This window comes from Massiliimalia timonensis (genome assembly GCF_900186585.1).
GTDB lineage: Bacteria > Bacillota > Clostridia > Oscillospirales > Ruminococcaceae > Massiliimalia > Massiliimalia timonensis.
The window spans coordinates 639,552-655,747 of sequence record NZ_FYDD01000004.1 but is presented as its reverse complement, the minus strand read 5'-3'; the positions used below and the strand labels follow the sequence as shown (position 1 = coordinate 655,747).

20 protein-coding genes are annotated in these 16,196 nt (G+C 48.1%); 2 read left to right on the top strand and 18 right to left on the bottom strand.

What is annotated here, in order from left to right:
- Positions 1-3: 3 nt before the first annotated feature.
- The 4 genes from nusA to CIB36_RS10900 all read right to left on the bottom strand — a co-directional run bounded on the left by nusA (position 4) and on the right by CIB36_RS10900 (position 2,890).
- Positions 4-1,086: a transcription termination factor NusA gene (nusA, locus tag CIB36_RS10915; protein WP_093989572.1), complete on the bottom strand. Its 1,083-nt coding sequence runs from the start codon at positions 1,084-1,086 to the stop codon at positions 4-6.
- 43 nt (positions 1,087-1,129) lie between these two features.
- Entirely contained in the window at positions 1,130-1,606 is a 477-nt protein-coding gene (locus tag CIB36_RS10910) for a ribosome maturation factor RimP (RefSeq protein WP_093989571.1), read from the bottom strand.
- Between the two features lie 79 nt (positions 1,607-1,685).
- On the bottom strand, positions 1,686-2,096 hold the full coding sequence (locus tag CIB36_RS10905) for an MmcQ/YjbR family DNA-binding protein (protein ID WP_093989570.1): 411 nt from the start codon (positions 2,094-2,096) through the stop codon (positions 1,686-1,688).
- 41 nt (positions 2,097-2,137) lie between these two features.
- Positions 2,138-2,890 carry an exodeoxyribonuclease III gene (locus CIB36_RS10900; protein ID WP_093990017.1) on the bottom strand — a complete coding sequence of 251 codons (753 nt, stop codon included), beginning with the start codon at positions 2,888-2,890 and terminating at the stop codon, positions 2,138-2,140.
- Positions 2,891-3,116: 226 nt separating this feature from the next.
- Here CIB36_RS10900 and htpG point away from each other — a divergent pair, with 226 nt between their 5' ends.
- Both htpG and CIB36_RS10890 read left to right on the top strand, forming a co-directional pair.
- Positions 3,117-5,015, top strand: coding sequence for a molecular chaperone HtpG (htpG, locus tag CIB36_RS10895; RefSeq protein WP_093989569.1), 1,899 nt, complete (start codon positions 3,117-3,119; stop codon positions 5,013-5,015).
- A gap of 24 nt (positions 5,016-5,039) precedes the next feature.
- Positions 5,040-5,558, top strand: coding sequence for a peptidylprolyl isomerase (locus CIB36_RS10890; protein ID WP_093989568.1), 519 nt, complete (start codon positions 5,040-5,042; stop codon positions 5,556-5,558).
- A gap of 58 nt (positions 5,559-5,616) precedes the next feature.
- Here CIB36_RS10890 and CIB36_RS10885 read toward each other — a convergent pair whose 3' ends face one another.
- The 14 genes from CIB36_RS10885 to CIB36_RS10820 all read right to left on the bottom strand — a co-directional run bounded on the left by CIB36_RS10885 (position 5,617) and on the right by CIB36_RS10820 (position 16,155).
- The gene (locus tag CIB36_RS10885; protein ID WP_093989567.1) at positions 5,617-5,880 is read right to left on the bottom strand and encodes an HPr family phosphocarrier protein; all 264 of its coding nucleotides are present in this window, start codon (positions 5,878-5,880) and stop codon (positions 5,617-5,619) included.
- A 248-nt stretch (positions 5,881-6,128) separates the two neighbouring features.
- On the bottom strand, positions 6,129-6,827 hold the full coding sequence (gene trmD, locus CIB36_RS10880; protein ID WP_093989566.1) for a tRNA (guanosine(37)-N1)-methyltransferase TrmD: 699 nt from the start codon (positions 6,825-6,827) through the stop codon (positions 6,129-6,131).
- A complete protein-coding gene (gene rimM, locus CIB36_RS10875) occupies positions 6,817-7,335 on the bottom strand; it encodes a ribosome maturation factor RimM (protein ID WP_093989565.1) in 519 nt (172 codons plus the stop codon). The genes trmD and rimM overlap by 11 nt, the downstream gene beginning before the upstream one ends.
- Positions 7,336-7,430: 95 nt before the next feature.
- Positions 7,431-7,664 carry a KH domain-containing protein gene (locus CIB36_RS10870; protein ID WP_093989564.1) on the bottom strand — a complete coding sequence of 78 codons (234 nt, stop codon included), beginning with the start codon at positions 7,662-7,664 and terminating at the stop codon, positions 7,431-7,433.
- A gap of 13 nt (positions 7,665-7,677) precedes the next feature.
- A complete protein-coding gene (rpsP, locus tag CIB36_RS10865) occupies positions 7,678-7,917 on the bottom strand; it encodes a 30S ribosomal protein S16 (RefSeq protein ID WP_077533131.1) in 240 nt (79 codons plus the stop codon).
- Positions 7,918-8,017: 100 nt separating this feature from the next.
- The gene (gene ffh, locus CIB36_RS10860; protein ID WP_093989563.1) at positions 8,018-9,382 is read right to left on the bottom strand and encodes a signal recognition particle protein; all 1,365 of its coding nucleotides are present in this window, start codon (positions 9,380-9,382) and stop codon (positions 8,018-8,020) included.
- Between the two features lie 42 nt (positions 9,383-9,424).
- The gene (ylxM, locus tag CIB36_RS10855; RefSeq protein WP_093989562.1) at positions 9,425-9,787 is read right to left on the bottom strand and encodes a YlxM family DNA-binding protein; all 363 of its coding nucleotides are present in this window, start codon (positions 9,785-9,787) and stop codon (positions 9,425-9,427) included.
- A 161-nt stretch (positions 9,788-9,948) separates the two neighbouring features.
- Positions 9,949-10,599 carry a glycerol-3-phosphate 1-O-acyltransferase PlsY gene (gene plsY, locus CIB36_RS10850; protein WP_093989561.1) on the bottom strand — a complete coding sequence of 217 codons (651 nt, stop codon included), beginning with the start codon at positions 10,597-10,599 and terminating at the stop codon, positions 9,949-9,951.
- 20 nt (positions 10,600-10,619) lie between these two features.
- A complete protein-coding gene (gene der / locus CIB36_RS10845) occupies positions 10,620-11,954 on the bottom strand; it encodes a ribosome biogenesis GTPase Der (RefSeq protein WP_093989560.1) in 1,335 nt (444 codons plus the stop codon).
- A 22-nt stretch (positions 11,955-11,976) separates the two neighbouring features.
- A complete protein-coding gene (locus tag CIB36_RS10840; RefSeq protein WP_267872667.1) occupies positions 11,977-13,317 on the bottom strand; it encodes a DUF512 domain-containing protein in 1,341 nt (446 codons plus the stop codon).
- 105 nt (positions 13,318-13,422) lie between these two features.
- Positions 13,423-13,605, bottom strand: coding sequence for a 50S ribosomal protein L32 (gene rpmF / locus CIB36_RS10835; protein ID WP_093989558.1), 183 nt, complete (start codon positions 13,603-13,605; stop codon positions 13,423-13,425).
- A gap of 36 nt (positions 13,606-13,641) precedes the next feature.
- Positions 13,642-14,142, bottom strand: coding sequence for a YceD family protein (locus CIB36_RS10830; protein ID WP_093989557.1), 501 nt, complete (start codon positions 14,140-14,142; stop codon positions 13,642-13,644).
- Between the two features lie 190 nt (positions 14,143-14,332).
- A complete protein-coding gene (locus tag CIB36_RS10825) occupies positions 14,333-14,737 on the bottom strand; it encodes an ATP-binding protein (protein ID WP_093989556.1) in 405 nt (134 codons plus the stop codon).
- Positions 14,738-14,817: 80 nt separating this feature from the next.
- The gene (locus CIB36_RS10820) at positions 14,818-16,155 is read right to left on the bottom strand and encodes a glucose-6-phosphate isomerase (protein ID WP_093989555.1); all 1,338 of its coding nucleotides are present in this window, start codon (positions 16,153-16,155) and stop codon (positions 14,818-14,820) included.
- Positions 16,156-16,196: the final 41 nt, after the last annotated feature.

Genomic DNA, 16,196 nt, shown 5'->3' with positions numbered 1-16,196 from the left:
TTGTTATGCTTCTTCTGAAACGACCTCGTCTTCTTCCTCGCCATAGAAGCCGCTTTCCGGTTTAATGTCGATCTTATAGCCGGTCAAACGGGCCGCCAGCTTGGCGTTTTGGCCCTTGTTGCCGATCGCCAGCGATAACTGGTTATCCGGCACAGTGACCCGGCACACCTTCGCTTCGGGGTCGATGATTTCAACTTTCAAGACGTCGGACGGGGACAGCGCCTGCGCGATAAATTCCTCCGGGACTTCGCTGTAGCGGATCACGTCGATCTTTTCTCCGTGCAATTCGCTCACGATATTCGCCACTCGCATCCCCTTGTTTCCAATACATGCGCCGATCGGATCGACCTGATCGTCCTTGGAATAGACCGCGATCTTTGTCCGGGAGCCGGCTTCTCTGGAAATCGCCTTTACTTCCACAGTGCCGTCGAAAATCTCTGGGACTTCCTGTTCAAACAGGCGTTTCACCATGTCGCGGTGGGTACGGGATACTTTGATAGAACATCGGCGGTCGGTGCTCACGACATCGCTGACATACACCTTGACCCGCTGCCCTTCTACCAGGGTCTCACCTGGGATCTGTTCATTTTTAAACAGAATCACTTCGTTTTTATCGATCTCTACTGTTGCATTCCCGGTGCGGGGTTCGATCTTTTGCACGGTAGCAGTGACCACTTCATTGAGCTTGGATTGGTACTGCTGGTACATCTGTGCTTTCACCGCGTCATTGATAGCCTGATGGATCAAGTTTTTCCCAGACTGCGCCGCGATCCGGCCGATCTGTTTGGTATCCAGCTTCGTGGTAAGTTTGCCGCCCAGTTTGGCGCGCTTATTCTTTTCCAGAGCTTCCTCCAGGCTGACCTGGCTGCTTTCATCTTCCACTTCTTCCACAATGTCCTTAACGATAGAAACCTTAAATTTGTTCTCATCTTTGTTTATCTCAATCACAACATTGTCTTCGCCCACGGTATAATATTTTCTGACCGCTACATTGATCGCGTTCTTGATATTATCCAGAATGCTTTCTACCGGTATCCCTTTTTCCGCCTCCAGCAAAGCCAATGCCTCAAAAAAATCCTGATTCATTTTCCAACCATTCCTCTCTAAAAATCTTTCCTTGTTCCCTGTCCTAAAATTCTATATCATCATCCAGCTTGACAAACGCGCAGTCACTCAGCACAAATTCTTTTTCCTGCCCGTCTGCTTCTATGGTAAAGCGCCCATCGTCATAACCGGTCAGCACACCGTGAAATTCCCGTTGTCCCGCTTCATCAGGACGGATCAGCTTTACCAAAACATCGTCGCCGATGCATACCTCAAAATGGTCCGGCTTGCGCAGTTCCCGCATCACGCCCGGGGAAGACACCTCCAAATAATAGCTCTGCTCAATGAAGTCCTCTTCATCCAACAAAGTGCTCAATGGGCGGCTCACCGCTTCGCAGTCGTCAAAGGTGATCCCTTCATCGCTATCGATGATCACCTTTAAAAACCAGGACGCGCCTTCCTTTTCAAAGCGCACATCCCACAAGTAGACGCCAACGTCATCAGTAATGGGCTTCGCAAGGTCGTATACCATGGCCGCGGTATTCTTTTTTGTTCCCTTCATGAAAAGAACCCTCTCCTTTTCCCTCTCTAATGCAAAGGAAAGACCAGGATATTTCCTGGTCTTTCCTTTCTTCCTTTATTCAACTTTTATTATTATAACACCCTTTTCCGGTAATGTCAACTGTTTTCCCTGCTTTTTTACGGTTTTCCGGACGTTTTGGCTGCACCAGCCCATAGCTGTGCGCAATCATTTCTTCCACCGCAGCATCCTCTATACTGCCGTCCAGCAAAATCGTGTTCCAGTGCACTTTATTCATATGGTAGCCTGGAATCACGGCCGGGTATACCTCCCGCCAAAAATCCGCCTGCATAGGCTCGCATTTTACATTGATGCACAACAGCCCGCCCCGTTCGTAGATTGCGGCAAAAGTCTTTTTGTTTGCCGCCCGCATCATCGTCCAGTTTTCATCGCGAAACGGGTAGTCCTCATAAGCCCCTGCAAAGGTTTTACAAAATGTGATCCATTTTTCCCGTAAAGCTTTCACGGTCATCACCCAGTCTTTCCTTTTTTAAATGGCCGGTTCCCACATCTTCATTTTAACAGCAGTTCCACCGGGCAATGGTCGCTGCCAAGAACCTGCGTGTCGATCCGGCTGTCTTGAATCCGGTCTTTCCAGCGTTCCGACACCAAAAAGTAATCGATCCGCCACCCCGCGTTCTTTGCCCGTGCCTGGAACCGGTAGGACCACCAGCTGTATACCCCTGTCGCCTCTGGATAAAGGTAACGGAAGCTGTCTACCCAGCCGGCCTGCAACAACTCGGTCATCTTTTCCCGCTCCTCATCAGAGAATCCTGCGTTTTTGCGGTTGGTCTTGGGGTTTTTCAGGTCGATCTCCTGATGGGCCACATTCATGTCCCCGCAGATGATCACCGGCTTTTTCTGGTCCAAGCCTTTCACATATTCCCGAAACGCCGTTTCCCACGCCATCCGGTACGGGAGCCTTGCCAGCTCCTGTTGGGAGTTTGGGGTATAAACGTTTACCAGATAAAATTCCTCAAACTCCAGGGTAACCGTCCTGCCCTCGCCGGTATGCTCCGGCGCACCAATATCATACTGCACCGAAAGCGGAGTGACACGTGTAAAAACCGCTGTCCCGGAATACCCTTTTTTGACTGCGCTGTTCCAAAACTGCTGGTATCCCTCCAGCGAGATCTCGGCTTGTCCTTCCTGCATCTTTGTTTCCTGGATACAAAAAATATCAGCGTCCGCCTCCCGGAAAAACTCCAAAAATCCTTTATTCATACAAGCCCGAAGCCCGTTTACGTTCCATGATACCAATTTCAAATCGATCACCGTTCCTCTTTATGTGGTTTATAGTTTATATTATACCAGAATAGTCCGCAAAATACTATCCTTTTCCCAGCTTTTAAAATATGTTGGAATTGTAAATTTTCCAGAAGAATCCTGTGCAAAGGGTTGATTTCACTGGAAAAATGTACTATACTGTTTTTAGCACTCGATGCGATAGAGTGCTAAAAATAAAGGAATTTATAAAAAGGAGATAGATCATATGGCAAAAAAACAATTCAAAGCGGAATCAAAGCGTCTGCTGGACTTGATGATCCATTCCATTTATACGCATCATGAAATTTTTCTGCGGGAATTGATCTCCAACGCGAGCGATGCCATTGACAAGCTGTATTTCAAATCCCTTACCGACCACAGTATTTCCCTGTCCCGTGAGGATTTTAAAATCCATCTTTCGCTGGACAAGGAAAACCGCACCCTCACCTTGTCCGACAACGGTATCGGCATGACGCAGGAAGAACTGGAAAACAACCTAGGCGTCATTGCAAAAAGCGGTTCTCTTGCCTTTAAAAAGGAAAACGATATGCAAGATGATGTTGACATCATCGGCCAGTTCGGCGTTGGGTTTTACGCCGCTTTCATGGTAAGCTCCGAAGTAAAGGTGGTCAGCCGCGCTTACGGCTCGGACGACGCCTATTGCTGGATCTCCAGCGGGGTGGACGGATATACCATCGAACCATGCCGGAAAGACAGCGTGGGAACTGATGTCATCCTGAAGATCAAGGAAAACACCGAAGAAGAGAATTTCGATGAATTTTTGGAACAGTACCGCATTCAGGGAATCGTGAAAAAGTATTCCGATTATATCCGTTATCCGATCCAGATGGAGATGGAACGTTCCAAATTAAAAGAAGGAACCGGGAAGGACGGGGTCGACCCGGAATACGAAACCTATACGGAAACAGAAACCTTAAACAGTATGGTCCCGATCTGGAAAAAGAGCAAAGAGGAAGTCAGCGAGGAAGATTACAACAACTTCTACAAAGAAAAATTCTTTGACTTTGAAGACCCGCTGAAAGTGATCCACAGCAAAACCGAAGGAGCTGCGACCTACAACGCGCTGTTATTTATCCCTGCCAAGGCTCCGTTTAATTACTACACCAAGGATTTTGAAAAGGGCTTGCAGCTTTATTCCAACGGCGTATTGATCATGGATAAATGCGCCGACCTGCTGCCGGACTATTTCAGCTTTGTCAAGGGTTTGGTGGATTCTGAGGACCTGTCGCTGAATATCTCCCGTGAAATGCTGCAGCACGACCGTCAGCTGAAGGTGATTGCCAAGAGCATTGAGAAAAAGATCAAAAATGAACTGGCAAAACTCATGAAATCCGACCGAGAGGCCTATAACAAGTTCTTTGAAAACTTTGGCCTCCAGTTAAAATACGGCGTTTACAGCAACTACGGCATGAACAAGGAACAGCTTCAAGATCTGCTTTTATTCCACTCCTCCAGCGAAAACAAGCTGGTTTCTTTGGCGGAATATGTTTCCCGCATGAAAGAGGAGCAGAAGTACATCTATTATGCGACCGGGGAATCAGTAGCACGGATCGAGCACCTGCCGCAGGCTGAGCTTGTAAAGGACAAAGGGTTCGAGATCCTTTACCTGACCGATGACATTGATGAATTTGCTATCCAGATGATGCGTGAATATCAGGAAAAGCAGTTTAAATCCATTTCCGCCGGAGATCTTGACCTGGAAACAGAAGAAGAAAAGGAAGAGATCAAAAAGCAGGAGGAAGAAAACAAAGACCTGTTTGCAGCTATGAAAGAAGCCTTAGGCGACAAAGTTTCCAAGGTGCGTCTGTCCCAGCGTTTAAAAAGCCATCCGGTCTGCCTGACCAGTGAAGGCGGTTTGAGCCTGGAAATGGAAAAGGTATTAAACGCTATGCCGACGGATCAAAAGGTCAAGGCAGAGCGTGTGCTGGAGATCAATGCCGCGCACCCAATTTTTGAGACTCTGAAAAAGCTTGCTGCAACTGACCCAGAAAAATTAAATGCCTATACAGACCTGTTGTATACCCAAGCCATGCTGATCGAAGGAATGCCGGTCGAAGACCCTGTGGCATTTTCTAATGCAGTTTGCGATCTGATGACCCAATAATAATATTTTGAGGAGGTTTTCCCCATGTCAAACCCAGTCGTTACAATCACAACAGAAAACAATGCCGATATTAAAGTAGAGCTTTACCCGGACATTGCCCCGAACACGGTAAAAAACTTTATTTCACTGGTCAAAAAGGGATTTTATGACGGTGTTATCTTTCACCGCGTGATACCCGGCTTTATGATCCAGGGCGGCGATCCGCAAGGAATCGGCGTTGGCGGACCGGGTTATTCCATTGCCGGCGAGTTCTCGGCCAACGGCTTTAAAAATGATTTGAAGCACACCACCGGCGTCATCTCCATGGCGCGATCTTCCCATCCGGACAGCGCCGGTTCCCAGTTCTTTATCATGACAGACGATGCCCCACATTTGGATGGACAGTATGCCGCATTTGGCAAGGTTATTGAGGGGATCGACGAGGTACAGCGCATTGTGAATGTGCCGCGTGATTTCCGTGACAAGCCGAAAGAAAACCAGGCTATGCGCAAGGTAACAGTAGAAACCTTTGGCGTAGATTACGGTGAACCGGAAACATTATAAAGCAATAGAAAAGAAAAAGGACTGTCACTAAGACAGTCCTTTTTTAATTCTTTTGTTATTATTCAGCGAAACCGGATTCTACCAATGTTACCAGGCCTTCTACAGCTTCCTGCTCGTCAGCGCCATCAGCAATAATTTTAATATTATTGCCTCCCAAAATCCCCAAAGACAAAACGCCCAGCAGGCTTTTTGCATTTACGCGGCGTTCTTCCTTTTCTACCCAAATAGAAGATTTGTATTCATTCGCTTTCTGAATGAAAAAAGTTGCAGGACGCGCATGTAAACCAACCTGATTTTGCACTTCGACATCTTTCACGTACATTTTTGTTACTCTCCTTAACCAACAATCATAATACCATACAACCGTTCTAACAATCCTGTCGCTTTAACAGGATAAAATGATTCGAACAATTATTATTATATCACAAACCTTGAAACCGTCAATCGTTTAAAAAATTTTTCAGATTTTTCTATAGATTGGACATATTTTGCCGGAAGTCGTTTATGCAAATCATCTATAAAGTTTTCAACAGTTTGTGCCATTTTTCCATTGGTTTTCAACACAAAAAGTCAATTCAGCCCCTTTTGATATGTTTTCAGCATATCAGGGCGTTTTTGTTCTGTCCGTTTCAGGGATTGCTCCATCCGCCATTTCTCAATATTCGCATGATGCCCCGAAAGCAGCACCTCCGGCACCCTCATGCCCTCCCATTCTTCAGGGCGGGTGTACTGTGGGTACTCCAGCAGCCCGTTGTAGTGACTTTCCTGTTCAAAGCATTCCGAGCCGGATAGCACTCCATCACACAGTCGGATCACACTGTCTGCCAGCACCAGCGCCGGAAGCTCCCCCCCGGTCAGCACATAATCCCCGATCGATACCTCTTCATCTACGATCTTTTCAATGATCCTTTCGTCAACGCCCTCATAATGCCCGCACAGCAAAAACAAATGCTCCATTTTGCTGTATTCCACCGACATTGCCTGCGTCAGAACCTTTCCCTGCGGGGAAAGGTAGATGACATGCGGCTTGTCCTGGGTCATTTCACAGACAGCCTGATAGCAGCGCCAAATCGGGTCTGCCTGCATAACCATCCCTTTTCCCCCGCCGTACGGGGTATCGTCCACCCGGTTATGCTTATCCAGCGTATAGTCGCGGATATTGTGGCAGTGCACCTCGACCAAGCCGTTTTTCCGGGCACGCCCAACAATACTTTCGCTTAACACAGCTTCACACATTTCCGGGAACAGGGTCGCAATATCAATCCTCATCGTCAAACAACCCTTTCAACGGTGTAATTTCGATCACGCCGGCATCAACATCCGTTTTTTGGATCACATCAGGGATAGCGGGGATCAGCACGGTCTTTCCATCTTCCCCCTTGACATGGTAAACGTCATTCGCACCGGTCTGGCTGACTTCTGTCAAGATCCCGTATTCCTTTTCCGGGCAGTCAAAGTCAATCACCTTACAGCCGACCAGATCCTGAATAAAATAGGTGCCCTCCGGAAGTTCAATGTCGTTCCGGTCCACATAAAGGATCCGGTTGCGCAAGGTCTGCGCGGTGTTCATATCATCAATTCCCTTGATCTTTAAAATCACGACATTTTTATGGGTCCTTGCCCGCTCGATCTCAAGCTTTGTTTTTCCCTGATCAAAATACAAAACATCAAATTCCGTCAAAAAATCATTGGTATCGCACCAAGCCTGCACCCGGACTTCCCCGGCGATCCCATGTGTTGTTACGATTTTTCCAATCTCTAAAAACCTTTTTTTCATCTATTGGACCTTTCCTTTCAGAATCCGCAGGCGATCTCTTTACTCCCGCGGTCTTACAGACAGCAAAAAGGGAAGCGAAGCCGCTTCCCAAATCGTTATTCAATCTCAACCGCAATTTTTTGGTCAACTCTGCTGGCGCCGGCACGCATCACCGCACGGATCGCTTTAGCAATTCTGCCCTGCTTTCCGATAATGCGTCCCATATCTTCCTGAGCAACATGCAGATGGTAGACCACAACACCCTCTTCATTGGGGGCGTCAACGGTCACCTCTACTGCATCCTTGTTCTCAACAAGACCTTTCGCAATCGTTTCTAGTAATTCTTTCATTTCAAATTACCTCTTATTCAGCAACGTTTTTCAACAGCTTCTTCACAGTATCGGTTGGTTGAGCGCCGTTCGCGATCCATTTCTGAACCTTTTCAGCATCCACTTTTACTACAGACGGTTCTTTTGTCGGATCGTAATAACCGATTTCTTCGATGAATCTGCCATCTCTTGGATATCTGGAATCAGCAACAACGATACGATAGAACGGTGCTTTTTTAGCTCCCATACGACGCAATCTAATTTTAACAGCCATGAACTGTCACCTCCTGAATCTTTTCTTTTTTAACAAATCTATTTTTACACGCACAGCCCATCCAAAAACTGCTTGCGTAAAAAGCATAGTCAGTGCCGCCTTACATCGGCATACCCGGCATAGAACCCATTCCGCCCGGCATCATCGGGAACCCGCGGCGGCGCTTTTTCTTACCGCCTTTTCCGCCAAACTGCTTCATCATCTTCTGCATCATCTCAAACTGCTTGAGCAGGCGGTTCACATCCTCCACTTTGGTCCCGCTGCCCATTGCAATGCGGCGTTTCCGGCTAGGGTTGATGATTTTAGGATTTTCCCGTTCCGCCTTGGTCATAGAGGTGATCATCGCCTCTAAACGAACCATTTGGCGGTCGTCAATGTCCTCGTCCTTGATCTTCCCGCTCACTCCCGGGATCATATTCACCAGCTGCTTGAGCGGTCCCATTTTTTTGATCTGGGACATATAGTCTAACAGGTCGTTCATGTCAAAGCTGCTTTCTTTCAGCTTATTCATCATTTCACCTGTTTTTTTCTCATCGATCGTTGTCTGCGCTTTTTCGATCAGGGTCAGCACATCGCCCATTCCCAAAATCCGGGACGCCATCCGCTCCGGATGGAATGGCTCTAGGTCTTCCAGCTTTTCTCCGATCCCGGCGAACTTGACCGGTTTTCCGGTCACTGCCAAAACGGAAAGCGCCGCCCCGCCCCTGGTATCACCGTCCAGCTTGGTCAGGATCACGCCGTCAATCCCCAGCGTTTCGTCAAAGCTTTGCGCAACGTTGACTGCATCCTGCCCAGTCATAGAGTCGACCACCAGCAAAATCTCGTTCGGGCTTACCGCTGATTTGATATTTTTCAGCTCGTTCATCAATTCTTCATCAATGTGCAGCCGTCCCGCGGTATCTAAAATCACGATGTCGTTCCCATGGTCTTTTGCATGGGCAACCGCTTTTTGCGCGATCTGTACCGGGTCGATCTGCCCCAGTTCAAAAACAGGCGCCTCTGCCTTTGCGCCGACCACCTTTAACTGGTCGATCGCCGCCGGACGGTACACGTCGCATGCGACCAAAAGCGGCCTGTGGCCCTGAGAACGGAAATGTTTGGCTAATTTTGCGGAATGCGTTGTTTTACCGCTCCCCTGAAGCCCGCACATCATGATGATGCAGGGCGGTTTTGACGGTATGTTGATCCGGGCGTTTTCACTACCCATCAAACGGCACAGCTCTTCGTTGACGATCTTGATGACCTGCTGTGCCGGTGTCAGGCTTTCAAGCACGTCAGCACCTACTGCCCGTGCACTGACATCCTTGACAAAGTCTTTGACGACCTTATAGTTTACGTCCGCTTCCAACAAAGCCAAGCGGACTTCCCGCATGGCAACTTTGATGTCATCCTCATTCAGCCTGCCTTTGGATTTTAACTTTTTAAACGCGGCGGCCAGCTTGTCTGACAATCCCTCAAAAGCCATTGCGAACCTCCATATTATCAAACTCCCTGTATTGCAGGGGAACTAATCTAAATGTTTTTCGGCGATCTCCAAAATTTTCTGCGAATCCCGGATCACGTCAACCGAGTATTTATACCGGTCGCAGATGCGGTAAATTTCCGCAGATAGATCCCGGATCGTTTGAAACGTCTGCTGTGTTTCCCGGTAAGTTTTCAGCAATCCCAGTTTTTCTTCCAGTTCATACAAAAATTCTTCGCCACGCTTGATGCTGTCGCGCACACCCTGACGGGTGATCTTTTGATGCTGCGCGATCTCTCCCAGCGACAGATCCTCATTGTAATACAAGTCAATTAAGTCACGCTGCTTTTCTGTCAGCATCTCGCCGTAAAAATCCAGCAAAACGGCTACTTCCAAATTCTTGCTCATCTTTGATTCCTCCGGGATCCTCCCTCTGAATCGGACTGATTGTAAAGGAAAAAACTTAACAATCCATATTATACACAACGTATAACCGGCTGTCAAGTCTTTTTCTTTACATATATTCTTTTTTCTAAGAATATTTTTCTGTCGAATTGACGAAAATCGTGTTACGGCCGTTTCTTTTTGCCAAACCCGTTTTCTTCCCCGCGGATCAGCCGGCCAATATTGGCGCGGTGCATAAAGATAACGATCCCGCCGATCAGCAAAGCCATCGCCGCCTCTGCAAACGGGTGGGCAAAGCCCCCGATCAGCCGGCTTATCAAAATCGCAACCGGAAAGGTCACAGCCGACGCGATCGAACCAACCGACACATACTTTGTTGCTGCCATAAAAATCAAAAACGCGGCTAAACAGCATAAAAAAGAAACTGGAGAAAGCGCGATCAAAGCGCCGGCCGATACTAAAATCCCCTTGCCGCCTTTAAATCCGAAGAAGACCGGGAAACAGTGCCCCAACAATCCGCAGAACGCGCACAGATAATCCCCAATAAAGAAATCCGGCATCTGCGCCACAAAGGTAAACAGCGCCCGGCCGATCAAAACCGCAAACAGCCCCTTGGAAAAGTCCCCCAGCAGGGTCAATGTAGCCGGCCCCTTCCCCAGCGTACGCAGTACGTTTGTCATTCCGGCGTTACCGCTCCCAAAATCGCGGATATCCTTATGGGCAAAGGCTTTGGTGATGATCACCGCAAAATTAACGCTTCCCAGCAGATATGCAATGATCATGGAAACGATCAAACAAATAATGGTCACAAACATCGGGTAAGCCCCCTTGGAAATTATTTTGTGTCTTTGGTGTCGCGCTCCCGCACAATAAACCGGATCGGTGTTCCCTCCAGACCGAACGATTCCCGAATCTGGTTTTCAATATAACGCTGATAGGAAAAATGGAACAGGTCCGCCCGGTTCACAAACGCCACGAAAGTTGGCGGATTGGTGCTTGGCTGGGTCATGTAGTAAATTTTTAAGCGGCGCCCCTTGTCGGAGGGCGGCTGGACCCGCGCCGTGCAATAAGCCAGCAGGTCGTTGAGCACCCCGGTAGAAATACGGATCGAGTTCTGCTCCTTCACATGGACGATCATTTCAAACAGCTTATTCAGCCGCTGGCCTGTCGCCGCAGAGATAAAGAGAAACGGCGCATAAGACATAAAGCTGAAAGAGCGTTCCAGATCCTCGGTCATCTCTTTCATGGTCTTGTCAGTTTTGTTTTCCACCGCATCCCATTTATTGACGGCAATGATACAAGCTTTTCCCTGTTCATGGGCATAACCGGCGATCTTGCTGTCCTGCTCGGTAAAACCCTCGTTCGCGTCGATCATGATCACGCACACGTCACTGCGGTCCACCGCCATGTGCGCACGCAGCACGCTGTACTTTTCAATGTTTTCCAGAACCTTGGATTTTCTCCGGATCCCGGCCGTGTCAATAAATACAAACTTCCCGTAGCTATTCTCAATCACACTGTCCGTCGCGTCGCGGGTCGTCCCGGCAATGTTGGAAACGATCGCGCGTTCTTCCCCCGCCAATTTATTGACCAGAGAGGATTTCCCCACATTTGGTTTCCCGATCACCGCAACCTTAATATATTCTTCGCTGTAGTCTTCCCCCGCATGTTCGGGAAGCAAGTCAAACACCGCGTCCAGCAAATCCCCCGTCCCATGGCCATGGGCAGCGGAGATCTGAATCGGTTCCCCCAGCCCCAAGTTGTAGAACTCATAAAATTCCAGCGGAGGTTCCCCAACAGAGTCGCATTTGTTCACACACAGCACGATCGGTTTCCCGGTCTTTAACAGCATATCCGCCACTTCATGGTCGGTCGCGGTCAGGCCGTCTTTCATATCGGTCAGCAGGATCGTCACATCGGCCGTGTCGATCGCGATCTGTGCCTGACGCCGCATCTGCTTTAAGATCACATCGTCTGTTTTTGGCTCGATCCCGCCGGTGTCCACCAGCATAAACTGTTTGCCGCGCCATTCACAGGGCGCATAGATCCTGTCACGGGTAACGCCGGGTGTGTCCTCCACAATGGAAAGGCGTTGCCCGATCAGTTTATTAAACAGGGTAGATTTCCCCACATTGGGGCGTCCCACCACTGCAACAATCGGTTTTGCCATCTTTCTTCCCTTCTTTCCTTCCTTATTCAGAAACTTCCTCTAATATGCCGCGCAGAAGCTCATCGCCTTCTGTGCCGGTCACCTTTACCCGCACAGCCAGTGCCTGCTCCACATCGGCAACGGTATAATCGTCCAAAAATTTATCCTGTTCATGCCGCAGCATACAGTTTGGCAGAATCAAAACATCCCCCAGCTCTTTACCCTGAAGCTGTTTGATGATATCCTGCGCTGTCACTAAGCCTGCGACAGTGATCGTTTCTCCAAAAAAGTCATTTCGGATCGGATAGATCCTGCAAGTTAAATTATGCCACTTTTTCTTTGCCTCGTCAACAAGTTCCGCCAGAAAAGGCGCCGCATCTGTACCTGTAGCGATCGAAACATTGCGCGCCTTCCCATCCTCCGGCAGTTCCCGCATCAGGTCCCGGAAGTCGGTGCGCAGCATGGCGATCACACCCACCCCATTTTCCAGCTGGGCAAAATCTTCATAAAAGTCATCCTGCGGAAGCGGCAGTTCCGCCCGGATATAAAACTCGTCGGACGCATAAGCAAGCCGGGTGCCGTGCTTCTGATAAAAGTCCTCAGCAAAATCCCCCACGATCCGGATCACTTCTCGCGCGGTTTCCCGGTGATAGCGTTCCAGGGGATAAAGCCCCTCCCGGTATTTTGTCAGCCCTACCGGCACGCAGGCAACACTTTGAATGTTGGGATAAAGGCTGCCTAAATCGGACAGGGTGCGTTTTAATTCTTCCCCGTCATTGATCCCCGGACAAAGGACAAGCTGGCAGTTGATGGTAATCCCCGCCTTGGAAAGCTGCCGTACATAATCAAGCTTTTCCCCTGCAAAGCGGTTGTGCATCATCTCACAGCGAAGTTTGGGGTTTGTGGTGTGCACAGAAATGTTGATTGGGCTGATCTTCATTTTGATAATACGGTCGATCTCGCTTTGCTTTAGGTTTGTCAGGGTGATATAATTCCCGAACAGGAAAGAGAGGCGGGCGTCATCATCCTTAAAGTAAAGGCTGTCCCGCATCCCAGGCGGCATCTGGTCTACAAAGCAGAAAATACAGGAGTTGGTACAGGTCCTCTGCTGATCCATTAAATAGGTTTCAAATTCCAAGCCAATATCCTCGTACTGCTGCTTTTTGATCTTCAGCACGCAGAAATGTTTATCCTCTTTTCTTTTTATCACTAAACGCAGTACCGTTTCCGTAATATAGAATTGATAATCCAGCACATCAGTGATCTGGTTCCCGTTGATCGAAACCAGCGTATCTCCCGCACCGATCTTTTTTTTCGCCGCCAAGCTGCCCGGCGCCACATTGCTGATGATAACTGCCAAGGCACTTCCTCCTTTCCCGGCTATCTTTCAAAAAAATGCCGCTTGCAAAAACAAGCGGCATTTTTCTGTTCATGAACTTCCTTGAAATCGGCTGTTTTTCAAGCCGCCGTGCCAAGAAGCATTTTGCAATTATGCTTCTTTATTGATAACCTGAACACCTTTGTAGTATCCGCAGCTATCACATACTTTATGCGGAGCTTTCAATTCACCACACTGTGGGCATTTAGATAATGCCGGCGCATCCAGTTTCCAAACGCTGGAACGTCTTTTATCTCTTCTTGCTTTTGATACCTTTCTCTTTGGTACTGCCATGGTACGGGCACCTCCTTCATCCAGTTACACTATGGTTTATTTGAGCAGTTCATCCAGCACCGAAAGGCGCGGATCAACCATTTTTTCGGCTGTATTACAGCAATTACAGCTGCCCCTGTTCAAGTTTTGGCCGCAATGTTCACACAAACCTTTACAGTCTTCACTGCAAAGCAGCTTCGATGGTAGATACAACAAAATATCGTCTAAAACCAGCTCGTCCAGATCCAAGGAAAAGCCCTCTACAACGATATATTCGTCGTTGTCTGTATTCAGTTCGGTAACAAGGATATGCGTTTGCGAAAGGTGTTCCTTCCGTTCAAACTCCTCCAAGCAGCGGTCACAACTGAGCACCAGTCTAAAATCCGCTTCATACTGCAGGGTAACGACCCCGGCTTGATTGAAGATTTTTCCGTGAACCCAGACCGGGTCTGCAAACGGTTTTCCTCCAAACAGCTCGTAATCGGACAGATCCAGACGGTAATCAATCTCTTGAACCTCGCCAACAACTTCAAAGAGTTGCTTTAGATCATAAGACATAAAGACACCTCATCGTGCTGTGCCATAATATTATAATACATCACAGCATTATTTGTCAATAAAAAAACTTTAATAAATTGCCGGAGCTTCCATAATCCGGCAGAATCGCCATCTTTACCTGTGTTCAGGAAACAGTTTTCTCACAAAATGACCGACTGCCTATCACAGCCGGTCATCTGACTTTGTTTGATTACAGATATGCTTTCAAGCTTTCCGGGAGATTTTCCGCATCGGTAGAAACAGTAAATGTAACGGAAACATCGTCTTTCACGATCTTTTCCACATTGGCGACCATGGTAGCCAGCGCATCCAGATCACGGTTGCCGATCCTTAAAATACCGTCTACAAAAATATCGGTAATATCGTAATTTCCTGCCAAAACACCGGTGATGAAACCATAAAATTGTTCGTAACCGCTGATTTCATATTCATCTGCATGGATCAAACGCACAGATGGTTTAATCGAGAAGTTCAGGTTCATTGCCTTTTCAATGCAAACAACGCTGCCACTGGAAGTTTCCGCCGCTTTGTTAACCAGATCAATCAACACTTTTGTCTTGCCGGATCCTTTGCTTCCCACAATTAACTTAATCATAACTGTTTCCTCCTAAAATGACGATCTGTGATCGTTCGATTTATTTGTACATTCAGTTTCCCTGAATGTTGAGTACATTTTTACTGAAGCTTTTTCAGCAAAGCCTCTTTTTCGCTTTCATAGCCGGGTTTGCCAAGCAGGGCAAACATATTCTTTTTATAGCTTTCCACACCCGGCTGGTCAAACGGGTTGACCCCCAGCAGATAACCGGAAACCGCGCAGGCTTTTTCAAAGAAATAGATCAGCCACCCCAGTTCATACTCGTTAGGCTCCGGCATCTCCAAAATCAGGTTCGGGGTGCCGCCTTCTGTGTGGGCGATCACTGTCCCTTCCAAAGCGCGGCGGTTGATAATCGACATATCCTGATTGGACAAGAAGTTTAAGCCGTCCAGATTTTCCGGGTCGTCTTTGACAAAGAAATCCTGTTTTGCTTTCTGAATATCAACAACCGTTTCAAACATCACGCGGGAACCGTCCTGAATAAACTGTCCCAGGGAATGAAGATCGGTGGAAAACGTAGCAGAGGACGGATAGATCCCTTTCTGGTCTTTGCCTTCGCTTTCCCCAAACAGCTGCTTAAACCATTCGGTCATCATGGTAAAGGCTGGGTCATAGCTGACCAGCATTTCCACTGATTTTCCCTTTGCGTGAAGAATATTGCGGTAAGCCGCGTAACGGTAACAATCATTCTTGCTTAAATCATCATTCGCGTATGCATTCTGTGCCGCCGCCGCACCATCCATCAGCGCTTTGATGTCGCACCCGCTGACAGCGATAGGAAGCAAGCCGACCGGGGTCAGAACAGAAAATCTTCCGCCAACATCATCCGGGATCACAAAGGTTTCATACCCTTCCTTGTCGGCCAGCTCTTTCAAAGTGCCGCGCGCCTTATCGGTGGTCGCGTAGATCCTGCCCTTAGCGCCCTCTTTTCCGTATTTCTGTTCCAGCAGGTCGCGGAACACCCGAAACGCAAGCGCCGGCTCTGTGGTAGTGCCGGATTTAGAGATGACGTTTACAGAAATATCCTTTCCCTCGCAGATAGAAAGGATCTCGTTTAAATAAGTGGGGTTGATATTGTTCCCCGCAAAGTAAATATCCGGCGTATCCTTTTTCAAGCTGTTATAAAGCGGCGAGCGAAGCATTTCGATCACTGCCCGTGCGCCAAGATAAGAACCGCCGATCCCGATAACGATCAAAATATCCGAATCAGACTGGATCTTTTTGGCCGCTTTCTGGATCCTTTCAAACTCTTCCCGGTCGTAATCTGCCGGCAAAGTGACCCAGCCCAAAAAGTCGTTTCCAAGGCCGGTCTTATCATGAAGCTTTGTGTGTGCCGCCGATACCAACGGCTGCATCCCCTCTAATTCATGCCCTTTTATAAAGGCAGTTATATGCCTGTCATTTAAAGTGACTGCCATCTGAATTTCCCCTCCAACATCAATTCACATGAAACACGAAC

Excerpts from the sequence above, each read along its gene's own strand:
- trmD (WP_093989566.1), bottom strand. The coding sequence starts at position 6,827 with ATGAGGATTGATATTGCGACCCTGTTCCCGGAAATGTGTGAAGCTGTG.
- plsY (WP_093989561.1), bottom strand. The coding sequence starts at position 10,599 with ATGTTTGTGACCATTATTTGTTTGATCGTTTCCATGATCATTGCATAT.
- CIB36_RS10910 (WP_093989571.1), bottom strand. The coding sequence starts at position 1,606 with ATGAAGGGAACAAAAAAGAATACCGCGGCCATGGTATACGACCTTGCG.
- ylxM (WP_093989562.1), bottom strand. The coding sequence starts at position 9,787 with ATGAGCAAGAATTTGGAAGTAGCCGTTTTGCTGGATTTTTACGGCGAG.
- CIB36_RS10885 (WP_093989567.1), bottom strand. The coding sequence starts at position 5,880 with ATGTACGTGAAAGATGTCGAAGTGCAAAATCAGGTTGGTTTACATGCG.
- rpmF (WP_093989558.1), bottom strand. The coding sequence starts at position 13,605 with ATGGCAGTACCAAAGAGAAAGGTATCAAAAGCAAGAAGAGATAAAAGA.
- rpsP (WP_077533131.1), bottom strand. The coding sequence starts at position 7,917 with ATGGCTGTTAAAATTAGATTGCGTCGTATGGGAGCTAAAAAAGCACCG.
- nusA (WP_093989572.1), bottom strand. The coding sequence starts at position 1,086 with ATGAATCAGGATTTTTTTGAGGCATTGGCTTTGCTGGAGGCGGAAAAA.
- der (WP_093989560.1), bottom strand. The coding sequence starts at position 11,954 with ATGGCAAAACCGATTGTTGCAGTGGTGGGACGCCCCAATGTGGGGAAA.
- ffh (WP_093989563.1), bottom strand. The coding sequence starts at position 9,382 with ATGGCTTTTGAGGGATTGTCAGACAAGCTGGCCGCCGCGTTTAAAAAG.
- CIB36_RS10870 (WP_093989564.1), bottom strand. The coding sequence starts at position 7,664 with ATGAAAGAATTACTAGAAACGATTGCGAAAGGTCTTGTTGAGAACAAG.
- CIB36_RS10905 (WP_093989570.1), bottom strand. The coding sequence starts at position 2,096 with ATGACCGTGAAAGCTTTACGGGAAAAATGGATCACATTTTGTAAAACC.
- htpG (WP_093989569.1), top strand. The coding sequence starts at position 3,117 with ATGGCAAAAAAACAATTCAAAGCGGAATCAAAGCGTCTGCTGGACTTG.
- CIB36_RS10830 (WP_093989557.1), bottom strand. The coding sequence starts at position 14,142 with ATGTCTTATGATCTAAAGCAACTCTTTGAAGTTGTTGGCGAGGTTCAA.
- CIB36_RS10825 (WP_093989556.1), bottom strand. The coding sequence starts at position 14,737 with ATGATTAAGTTAATTGTGGGAAGCAAAGGATCCGGCAAGACAAAAGTG.
- rimM (WP_093989565.1), bottom strand. The coding sequence starts at position 7,335 with ATGAAAAAAAGGTTTTTAGAGATTGGAAAAATCGTAACAACACATGGG.
- CIB36_RS10890 (WP_093989568.1), top strand. The coding sequence starts at position 5,040 with ATGTCAAACCCAGTCGTTACAATCACAACAGAAAACAATGCCGATATT.
- CIB36_RS10820 (WP_093989555.1), bottom strand. The coding sequence starts at position 16,155 with ATGGCAGTCACTTTAAATGACAGGCATATAACTGCCTTTATAAAAGGG.